Annotated in this window: 8 protein-coding genes; 5 read left to right on the top strand and 3 right to left on the bottom strand. The window is 57.9% G+C overall.

Going from position 1 to position 9,975, the window contains the following annotated elements:
* The 3 genes from atpH to NW815_RS13215 form a co-directional block, all read left to right on the top strand.
* The coding region (gene atpH / locus NW815_RS13205; protein ID WP_414416109.1) for an ATP synthase F1 subunit delta at window positions 1–365 on the top strand (365 nt) is incomplete at its 5' end.
* Window positions 366–409: 44 nt separating this feature from the next.
* Complete coding sequence (gene atpA / locus NW815_RS13210; RefSeq protein ID WP_011434218.1) at window positions 410–1,930, top strand: F0F1 ATP synthase subunit alpha; 1,521 nt, start codon at window positions 410–412, stop codon at window positions 1,928–1,930.
* Between the two features lie 61 nt (window positions 1,931–1,991).
* Complete coding sequence (locus NW815_RS13215) at window positions 1,992–2,936, top strand: F0F1 ATP synthase subunit gamma (RefSeq protein ID WP_414330493.1); 945 nt, start codon at window positions 1,992–1,994, stop codon at window positions 2,934–2,936.
* 5 nt (window positions 2,937–2,941) lie between these two features.
* Here the strand turns inward: NW815_RS13215 and NW815_RS13220 are convergent, their stop codons facing one another.
* The 3 genes from NW815_RS13220 to NW815_RS13230 all read right to left on the bottom strand — a co-directional run bounded on the left by NW815_RS13220 (window position 2,942) and on the right by NW815_RS13230 (window position 7,230).
* Window positions 2,942–4,642 (bottom strand): ABC transporter permease, encoded by a 1,701-nt coding sequence (locus tag NW815_RS13220; protein WP_414416110.1) that lies wholly within the window; start codon window positions 4,640–4,642, stop codon window positions 2,942–2,944.
* 93 nt (window positions 4,643–4,735) lie between these two features.
* Complete coding sequence (locus NW815_RS13225; RefSeq protein ID WP_414390689.1) at window positions 4,736–6,004, bottom strand: esterase-like activity of phytase family protein; 1,269 nt, start codon at window positions 6,002–6,004, stop codon at window positions 4,736–4,738.
* A 173-nt stretch (window positions 6,005–6,177) separates the two neighbouring features.
* Window positions 6,178–7,230, bottom strand: coding sequence for a Fe(3+) ABC transporter substrate-binding protein (locus tag NW815_RS13230; RefSeq protein ID WP_414390692.1), 1,053 nt, complete (start codon window positions 7,228–7,230; stop codon window positions 6,178–6,180).
* A 251-nt stretch (window positions 7,231–7,481) separates the two neighbouring features.
* Here NW815_RS13230 and NW815_RS13235 point away from each other — a divergent pair, with 251 nt between their 5' ends.
* On the top strand, window positions 7,482–7,613 hold the full coding sequence (locus NW815_RS13235) for a hypothetical protein (protein WP_414413640.1): 132 nt from the start codon (window positions 7,482–7,484) through the stop codon (window positions 7,611–7,613).
* Between the two features lie 78 nt (window positions 7,614–7,691).
* Complete coding sequence (locus NW815_RS13240; protein ID WP_414390695.1) at window positions 7,692–9,872, top strand: NAD-binding protein; 2,181 nt, start codon at window positions 7,692–7,694, stop codon at window positions 9,870–9,872.
* Window positions 9,873–9,975: the final 103 nt, after the last annotated feature.

Consider the following 9,975-nt stretch of genomic DNA (forward strand, 5'->3'; position numbering starts at 1 on the left):
AAAAGAACCTGCTGCAGCAAGTATTTGCCGATCAGATCCACCCTCTGCTGCTGAATGCGCTGAAGTTGTTGACCGACCGCCGCCGTATCATGTTTCTCGGGGCCGTCTGCCGGCGCTTTTTGGATCTGCAGCGGAAGCTCCAGAACATCGTCCTGGCCGAGGTGACGACGGCGATACCCTTGACGGAAGCTCAGCAGCAGTCAATTCGCGAGCGGGTGATGGACTTCACCCAGGCCAGCGGTGTGGAGTTGCAAGCCACTCAGGATCCGGAGCTGCTGGGAGGGGTGGTCATCAAGATTGGATCCCAGGTGATCGACCTCAGCTTGCGTGGACAGTTGCGCCGGCTGGCCTTGCAGTTGGCCTAAGTTGTTTTTTGAGGATCCCTTCCCGTTACCTTGAGAGGACTGCTATGCCTACCATTCGCCCAGACGAGATCAGCACCATCATCAAACAGCAGATTGAGCAGTACAACCAGGAGATGCAGGTCTCCAATGTGGGGACAGTTCTGCAGGTGGGGGATGGCATTGCCCGCATCTACGGTTTGGATAAGGTGATGGCCAGCGAGCTGCTGGAATTTGAGGATGGCACCACCGGTATTGCCCTCAACCTGGAAGAAGACAACATCGGTGCCGTGCTGATCGGCTCCGGGCGGAATATCCAAGAGGGATCCACCGTCAAATCCACGGGCAAGATTGCCAGCATCCCGGTGGGGGAAGCCCTCTTGGGCCGCGTGGTGGATCCCCTGTGCAACCCCCTCGACGGCAAAGGCCCGATCCAGTGTACGGAGTCTCGCCTAATCGAATCTCCGGCACCTGGCATTGTCGATCGCCGCTCTGTGTACGAGCCCCTGCAAACCGGCATTACCGCCATCGATGCCCTGATCCCCATCGGGCGGGGGCAGCGGGAACTGATCATCGGCGACCGCCAAACCGGCAAGACCACCGTTGCTGTGGACACAATCCTGAACCAAAAAGGGCAGGATGTGATCTGCATTTACGTGGCCATTGGTCAGAAGCAGAGCACCATCGCCCAGGTGGTGGGCATCCTGACCGAGCGAGGGGCTATGGACTACAGCATTGTGGTGGCTGCCGGCGCCGATAGCCCGGCCCCGTTGCAGTGGCTGGCCCCCTACTGTGGCGCCACCATTGCTGAATACTTCATGTACCAGGGCAAACACACCCTGGTGGTCTATGACGACCTCTCCAAGCAGGCGGTGGCTTATCGGCAAATGTCGCTGCTGCTGCGCCGTCCACCCGGTCGGGAAGCTTATCCTGGGGATGTGTTCTACCTGCACTCGCGGCTATTGGAGCGAGCCGCCAAGCTGAGCAGCCAACTGGGAGAGGGATCCATGACGGCACTGCCGATCGTGGAAACCCAGGCCAATGACGTGTCGGCCTACATTCCCACCAATGTTATCTCCATCACCGATGGGCAGATCTTCTTGGAATCGGATCTGTTCAACGCTGGCATCCGCCCGGCCATCAACGTCGGGATTTCCGTCAGCCGCGTCGGCTCGGCAGCTCAGACCAAGGCGATGAAAAAGGTGGCTGGCTCCATCAAGGTGGAACTGGCGCAATACCGCGATCTGGAGGCCTTTGCCCAATTTGCCTCTGACCTGGATGAGGCTACCCAAAAGCAACTGGCCCGCGGCCAACGGCTGCAGGAGTTGCTGAAGCAGCCACAGTACTCTCCCCTGTCTCTGGATCAGCAGGTGGCCATTATCTATGCGGGGACGCGAGGCTATTTGGATGACATTCCGGTGGAGAAGGTCTCCAGCTTCAAACAGGGCCTTTTGGCTTACCTGGGCACCACCCATCCCAAGTATGGCGAGATCGTCCTCTCCACCAAGCAACTCACCGACGAGGCAGAAGAAATCTTGAAAACGGCCATCACAGAGTTCAAGCAGAGCTTCGTGGCCAAGGCGGCCTAGGGTGACGCGGATCTCTCCTGGCCCGGATCCCTGTCGACCACCAAAATAGAGGGAGTAGGTTATGGCAAACCTCAAGCGCATCCGCGATCGCATCAAGGCGGTGAAAAACACCCGCAAAATTACCGAGGCCATGCGGCTGGTGGCAGCAGCTCGGGTGCGGCGCGCCCAAGAGCAAGTGATGGCCACCCGTCCCTTCGCCGACCGGCTGGCCCAGGTTTTCTATCGACTGCAGACGCGGCTGCGACTGGAGGATGTCAACTTGCCTCTGCTGAAGCAGCGGCCCATCCAGACGGTGGGGCTGTTGGTGGTGGCCGGGGATCGGGGCTTGTGCGGAGCCTACAACGCCAACGTGATTAAGCGCACCGAGGAGCGGGTTCGCGAGCTGCAGGAGACAGGGCAGCAGGTGCAGCTTTACCTGGTGGGCCGCAAGGCGGTGCAGTATTTCCAGCGGCGCTCCGCTCCCATCGCCAAGACCTACGTGAATTTGTCGCAGATCCCCACGGCGGCTGAGGCTGCCCAGATTGGGGATCAGCTCCTCTCGGCCTTCTTGTCGGAGAAGGTGGACAAGGTAGAGCTGCTCTATACCCGCTTTGTCTCTTTGATCAGCTCCCGTCCGGTGGTGCAATCCCTGTTGCCCCTCGATCCGTCGCGGTTGGCCACTCAAGACGATGAAATTTTTCGTCTTTTGGTGCGGGGCGGAGAGTTTACTGTCGAGCGCAGCAAAGTCATCGCAGCGGTCTCGGCCCCACCTCAGGACATGATCTTTGAGCAGGATCCCGTGCAGATTTTGGATGCACTGCTGCCGCTGTACCTGAACAACCAGTTGCTACGGGCCTTGCAGGAGGCGGCGGCCAGCGAATTGGCAGCTCGCATGACGGCCATGAACAACGCCAGCGACAATGCCAGCGAGCTCATTCGCACGCTGGGTCTTGCCTACAACAAAGCTCGCCAGGCGGCTATTACCCAGGAGATCCTGGAGGTGGTGGCCGGAGCGGAGGCCTTGTAGGGTTCTCAAAGGAGATCCCCTGAGGAGCCGAGGTTGCGTTGCCGCGCCATCTGGGAGTTGAGCAGAACCACCGGCAAAATCCCCACTAAGACAATGGCCAAAGCCGGTGCCCCTGCCTCCGCGAGACGCTCATCGGCTGCCAAGCGGTAGGTTTGCACCGCCAAGGTGTCGAAGTTGAAGGGCCGCAGCACCATCGTGGCCGGCAGCTCCTTCATCACATCCACAAATACCAGCAGCATAGCCCCCAAGAGGCCACCCCTCATCAAGGGCAAATGCACCTGCCACAGGGTGCCCAGGGATCCCTGTCCCAGGCTGCGGGCCGCTTCATCCAAACTGGGGGGAATGCGCAGCAGCGTGGCCTCGACGGTGGCCAAAGCCACGGCCAAAAACCGCACCAGGTAGCCGAACACCAAAGCCGTGAGGGTGCCACTGATCACCAGGCCAGGTGGCTGTTGCAGCACCACCTGCCGCAGGTAGCTCAGCAGTTGATCCAACCACCCTAGGGGAATCAGAACCCCCACTGCAATCACCACCCCAGGCAGCGCATAGCCCAGAGAAGACAACTGCACTGCCAGCCGCAGGCCCCACGGGGATCCCGCCCGTCCTAGCCCCTGCATGCGCAGCCCGTAAAGCACCACCACCGACACGGAAACAGCAATGATAGCCGTGATGGTGGATAGCCAAAAGCTGTTCTGGGCGTAGCTCCAAAAGCGGCGACCCAACTCCCCCTGCCGCAGGGTCATGTGGAGCAGGATCAAGGCCGGCACGACGAAGCCCAGCCCAATTGGGATCCCACAGGCTAGCCAAGCCCCCACCGCCCGGATCCCTTGTAGGCGGTAACGGGTTGGGGTGGGTTTGAACCCTTGGCGATAGTAGCGCGCCCGCCGGCGGGAGACCTGCTCCATCGTTATCAGCAGCAACACCAGCAGCAACAGCAGCGCCGAAAGCTGAGCCGCCGCCACCGGATTGCCCAGGGCCGTCCAGGTGCGGTAGATGCCGGTTGTAAAGGTATCTACCCCGAAATAGCTGACGGTGCCGAAATCGTTGAGGGTTTCCATCAAGGCCAGCAGACAGCCGGCCACGATCCCCGGTCGGGCCAGCGGCAAAGCCACCTTGAAAAAGCTGGCCCAAGGCCCGTAGCCCAAGGAGCGGCTTACCTCTAAGCAGGCCACCGATTGCTCCTGAAAGGCCAGCCGGGCCGAGAGATAAACATAGGGATAGAGGGTGAGGATCAGCAGCAGGATCGCCCCCCACAACGAGCGAATGTTGGGGAACCAGTAGTCGCCGATCCCCCAACCCGTAATCCGCCGCAGCCAGATCTGGAAACCGCCGGTTACCTGCAAAAAATCGGTGTAGGCGTAGGCCAACACATAGGTGGGGGCCGCCAAGGGCAACACCAGCATCCATTCCAGCCAGGCCCGCCCCCAAAACTGACACATGGTCACCAGCCAGGCAGTGCCACTGCCCACCAGGATGACCCCCGCCGCCACCCCAGCCATCATCACCAGGCTATTGCGCACATAAAGCCCCAAGACCGTATCGGCCAGGTGCTCCCAAACCTGCCGCTCGTCCGCAAAAAGGCTGAGCAACACCGTAAGGACAGGAACGAGAATGAGACCGCTGAGGGTCAGAGTCAGAAGCGCCCAGCCGTTCAGAGGAAAGAAGCCACTTCCCGGCAGAGATTTGCTCAACAACTTCAACCTCATCTCTTTGTCCATCTCAACAGGCGGGAGCTACCTCTTGAGCAACTCCTGGGGAAGAAAAGGGGATCCTCCAGGGATCCCCAACCAAGTTTTCTCTCAAAACAAGCTCTTGGGCAGCTTAACGAAATAAACGATGTTCTCGTCTTGCTTGTTACCAAGGTAAGGCATAGTTTTTTCTTGAACCGCGCCCTTTTCCGAGACGATGCCAAAGTCGTCGTCGTTAACTATCGCTAGGGTAGTTGAGTTGAGAATGGCCAACCCCTCGGGCTTGTCGTGGGGATAATTGGGGATCGACATAATGTCAAATACTTCTTCTTTGGAAACGGGCTTGATCCCCGCTGCAATGATTTCCTCTTGGGTTAACTGCTCCAGAGTCTTGCCGTTAACCAGCAGGCCATTTGGACCAGGATCAAAGACATCCGTGGCAGCGGCAGTATCGATTTTGTAGATCTTCTTCGTAACCTCTTTGTCCTCTCCCGGCGTTTTGCCATCCCGTTCGAGAACCAGGAAGGTTGTGTCGGTAATGGCGACAATTTCGCTAACAGCGGTGCCAGTTCCCTCTAAAGGATAGAGGTATTCTTTGAACTTGCCCGTGGCCAGTTCATAGAAGAGTATCCTGCAAACAGTTGCGGTCTTTTGAACATCTTTGTTGGGGTTCAAAAGCGGAGACTGCATGATGCCGACCAAGTATTTCTGATCGGGCGTCAGAGTTAGCCCCTCCATGCCGCGATTGGGGCGCCGATTTTTGTAAACTTCTGGAAGCTTTTTGCCGCCAACTCCACTTCCAAAAGGATTTAGCCACTCGATGGCCTTGCCATTGGAATCAAAATGGATCAAGTGAGGTCCGTATTCGTCGGCAACCCAAAAGCTTCCATCTTTGGCCACCGCGATCCCCTCTGGATCGATACCTTTGGGATCCGGCGCAAGCTGCTTGCCGCTGAGATCGTAGGCATTCTCTCCCGTTCCCCCCGAGTCAGATGGATTGGGGATCCCGGTGAGATTTTTGCCTGTCTCGTCTTGCAGCAGGATGACCCTGTCCAACTTGAAGCCCTTGCCGTCCAAAGACAATCTGGCAACTTGAGGGGTAAAGTCTGGCTTAGGGAAAATCTTGTCGTTTGACTCAGCTCCATCAATATTGGGACCGCGATCGGTGAGCACATAAAAATATTGGCCATCAAAGGCAAGGCCAGAGCCAAACCCACCATTGTAGATTTTGACGCCGTTTTCTGTGGTCAAAAGCAGATCCCGCTTTGGAACAGGAGCCTTTTCGGGAAGGTTTTCAATTGCCTTTGCCGGGCTATTGGTGTAGAAAGAAGTTAAAGAAAGCAGGAGCAAGAACAAGCCTGCTGTTCGCAGTTGTTTCATTTGGCAAACCTCCAGAAGCTTTTGAAAAAGAAAGACAGGACGCCTGAGCGGCCTCGAACGGAAGCAACGCCCTCCTAGAGTATCGACGCTTGGCCAAGAACCGTCAAGCTGCTTAACGTTCACGGCGTCAAGCAATGAAAGGCTGCACTCAGGGCCTGTCCTGGAGGCCTGATCTACTTCCAACCGGCCCGATCCATTACCTTTAGGGCATCAGGGGTGACGCGGCCAATGCTGGCGGCGTTGATCGTATCTTCCTTAAAGGTGCCAAAGCTGGCCACCACCGAGTCGATCTCAGCCCCGGGCAGTACCGGGTACTCATTGTTGCTCTGGGCAAAAATGGCCTGCGCCTCTGGCCCGGAGAGAAACTCCAAAAATTGGATGGCCGCGTCTTTGTTGGGAGCTGTTTTCAGAATGCCGGCCCCGCTGATGTTGACGTGGGTGCCACGATCCTGCTGGTTGGGGAAGAAGACGCCGATTTTCTCGGCTACGGCGCGCTCTTCTGGATTGTCGGATTTGATCAAACGGGGCAAATAGTAGGTGTTGGCCAGAGCCACATCTCCCACTCCGGCGGCCACGGCCTTGATCTGATCCGTGTCTCCCCCTTCCGGCGGACGAGCAAAATTGGCTACTAAACCCCGTGCCCATTGCTCTGTTTCCGGGATCCCGTGGGCCAAGATGATCGAAGCCGTCAAGGATTGGCTGTAAACGTTGCTGGAGGAGCGGGTGAGCACCTTGCCCCGCCATTTGGGGTTTGCCAAGTCCTCATAGGTGGACAACTCCTTGGGATCCACCTTGTCTTTGTTGTACATGATCACCCGCGCCCGCTTGGTGAGGCCAAACCAGTACCCCTCTGGATCCCGCAGAGACTCGGGAATATTTTTGGAGAGCGTCTCCGACTGGATGGGTTGAAACCAGCCCTCGTTCTGAGCGCGCCACAACCGGGCAACATCCACCGTCATGAAGATGTCGGCGGGGCTGTTGGATCCCTCGCTGCGGATGCGCTGGACGATCTCATCGGCGTTGCCCTGCACCCAATTCACGGTAATGCCCGTTTTCTGCTGGAAAAGTTCGTACAATTTCTCGTCTGTACCGTAGTGCCGCGAGGTGTAGAGGTTCACTTCCCGATTGGCGCCATGGGCCGGACGCAGAAGAGACCCTGCTGCCAGAGCCGCAGAACCTAGCGTGGCTCCACTGACAAATTGCCGTCGCGATAAGCGCATACCCAACTCCTAAGTTCAAAAACATCTCAAGAGACACAGCTCCACCGGCCAAGCTGGCCATGCCTCTCTCTGAGAAAAAACCTGAAAGCTACGCCCAAAGGACAAAGGCGGTTCCCGCAAATCTCACTCTGTTGACCCTCATCTTAGGCCAGCTTTATTGAGACTTTTATTCAAGAACCTCGCCTTGGGGCAATGATAGAGGATCTCAAGTACCGGGTCAAGCTCTTAGAAGTTTTTCTCATCTCTCACCCTTTGGGATGGAACTGGCCAACTTCCCCCTGTTCTCGACAGCACTCGAGATGGCCAGCAACGCAGCCGGTCTTGTTGAGCAACGGGTCTCTACCCAGGGCTTTGCGGTCAGCGGTATTGACAGCACTCGCGAAAGCTGAAGAGGCTTCGGGTATAAAGGGAGCAGGGTAGATGACAGAGCTATGGTGAGCTCCCTTTCGAGATCGCCTCATGCACAGGTGCAAGAGAATAGCAGGGATCCAGGTGTCTCTATCCTGGTCTGCGGCTACAACGATTTGGTGGAGCTCACTCTCCAAGCCCTAGAAGCTTTTGGACATCGCGCTGTAGTAGTTGCTCCCGATCTGCCCCCTCATTTGGAAGAGCAGTGGCAATACCTACAGGCGGATCCCCGCCAGCCGGGGGTGTTGCAGCGGGCTGGGATCGAGCAGATTAGGGTGGCGCTGCTCCTGGAGGACAGCGACCAAGCCAATTTCGAGCTGGCTTTGCTGATTCGAGATCTCAATCCACAGGTGCGTGTCGTCTCCCGTCTGTTCAACCACAGCCTTGCCCGCTATCTCGACTCGGCTTTGCCGCAGCATTTTTCCCTATCGGTGGCGGCTTTGGCTGCCCCGGCTTTTGCCCTTAAGGCTGTTTCCGACGAATTTGTTGGCTACTTTGAGCTGCCCCAGCTGGAAGCCCAGCCGGCCACGCTTCCGCCAGAGCTGGCAGATCCGGCTTACTTTGTCTCAGACCGAGAGACCACCCTCTGGAACGTGGTAGAGCTGACCATCGGATACAACTCCCGCCTGCTGCATATGCCCCTCTCGGAGCTGGAGGAAACTTTTGGGGCGCGGGTGCTGTTTCATTACCCGGTGGATGGGCTTTCTAACTTTTCCAAACAGCGAGTTTTCGACGACTTTGACCACGAGGCAGAGCTGCTGGAGGGGGATCGCGTTTTGGTCATTTGCGATCCCAGAGCCTACCTGCAACTGTTGGAACGCAACGGGCGACGGGGCTCCTCACGGGCACAGCGCTGGGCCAGCGGCCAGATGCAGGACAAGCGACAACAACGGCAAGGCAGGTCGTTGGGGCGGGGATCCCTTGGGTCTTGGCTGCGCAGAGGAGTGCAGGGACTCCTACAGGTCAAGCCCATCGTGCGCACCCTCACCTTCACCTTGGGGGCCATGCTGGTGCTGGGGGTGATCAACTTCAGGATGATCGGCAAACCCCTCATCGAGGGGCTTTTGCTGACGATCGTGGTGCTGACAGGGGGCTACGGGGATATTGAGGCTTTTCAACAGCCGGAAACACCGCTGGGGGTGAAGGTGCTGGCGGTGATGATGACCTTGGTGGGGGCTGCCCTGGTGGGGTTGATTTACGGCTTGGTGACCGACAAATTGGTGAGCAGTCGCTTTGGCTTGGGTCGGGCTGCCCGTATGCCCAAAGAGGATCATGTGGTGATCGCAGGGTTGGGGCGGCTGAGCTATTTGGTGCTGCAGTTGTTGCGGCAGATGGGCTACGAGGTGGTGGTGGTGGATCCCAATAGCGAGAACCCTCTCTTGGAGGCAGCGGAACGGGAGGGAGCGGTGGTGGTTCGTGGGGATTATGCCCTGGCAAGCACGCTGCAGCAGGCTCGCATTCAAGGCAGCCGCTGCCTGATCTGCACCACCCCTGACGATCTCACCAACCTGGAGACGGCCCTGACGGCCCACAGCCTGCAGCCGGGGATCCGCACCATTTTGCGGGTTACCGATCCCGAATTGGCGGCTCGCATGCAGCGCCACATGCAGACCCTGGGGATCAGCTACAGCGCTACCGGGTTGGGGGCACGGGCTTTTGCCACAGCAGCACTGGTGGGATCCGTCTACGGCACCCTGGCTTGGCAGGGGGAAACTCTGCTGGTGACGCTGCTGGAGGTCTCGGCCGATTGCCACTACCTGGGGCTATCCTTGCGCCAACTGGCCCAGGACTATGACCTGGTGATCTTGCTGCATCGCTCCCGACCGGAGAAACCCTGTGTTTTTCCCAAGATCTGGCAAAAAGAGGGCAAGACCCCGTTGAAAGAAGGCGATCAACTCTATGTGATGGGAACGGTGGAATCCCTGATTCGCTTAACCCAAGGACGGCCTCTTCCCCCAGAGCTGTATCAGGTGCGCCTCCTAGAGTATCGCAACCCCTATTTTGAAGAGGAGATCCTCTCGGCTTTATCGTTCTACGCACGCCTGCCCAAAACGGCCCTGAAACCCCTATTGGGCTGTCTGCCGGCGGTGGTGAGCCCACCCCTTCCCCGCGACAAGGCAATCAAGTTAGCCCGCCAACTGCGCAAAATGAGCACTGAAGTGCAGGTGTTTGCCCAGGCGCAGCCTGCCCATTGGATCCCTGCAGCCATGAACGAAAACAGCGAGAGTAATCTGAATTGATTTGGACACTGTTCTGTTTATTGGTCTATTCTGCACTCCGTAGTCCAAAACATCTCGTTATGGGCAGTTGGACATTCAGCTAGAAATCGCAGGAGCCCCGCAC

This window comes from Synechococcus sp. R6-7, assembly GCF_047461695.1.
GTDB lineage: Bacteria > Cyanobacteriota > Cyanobacteriia > Thermostichales > Thermostichaceae > Thermostichus.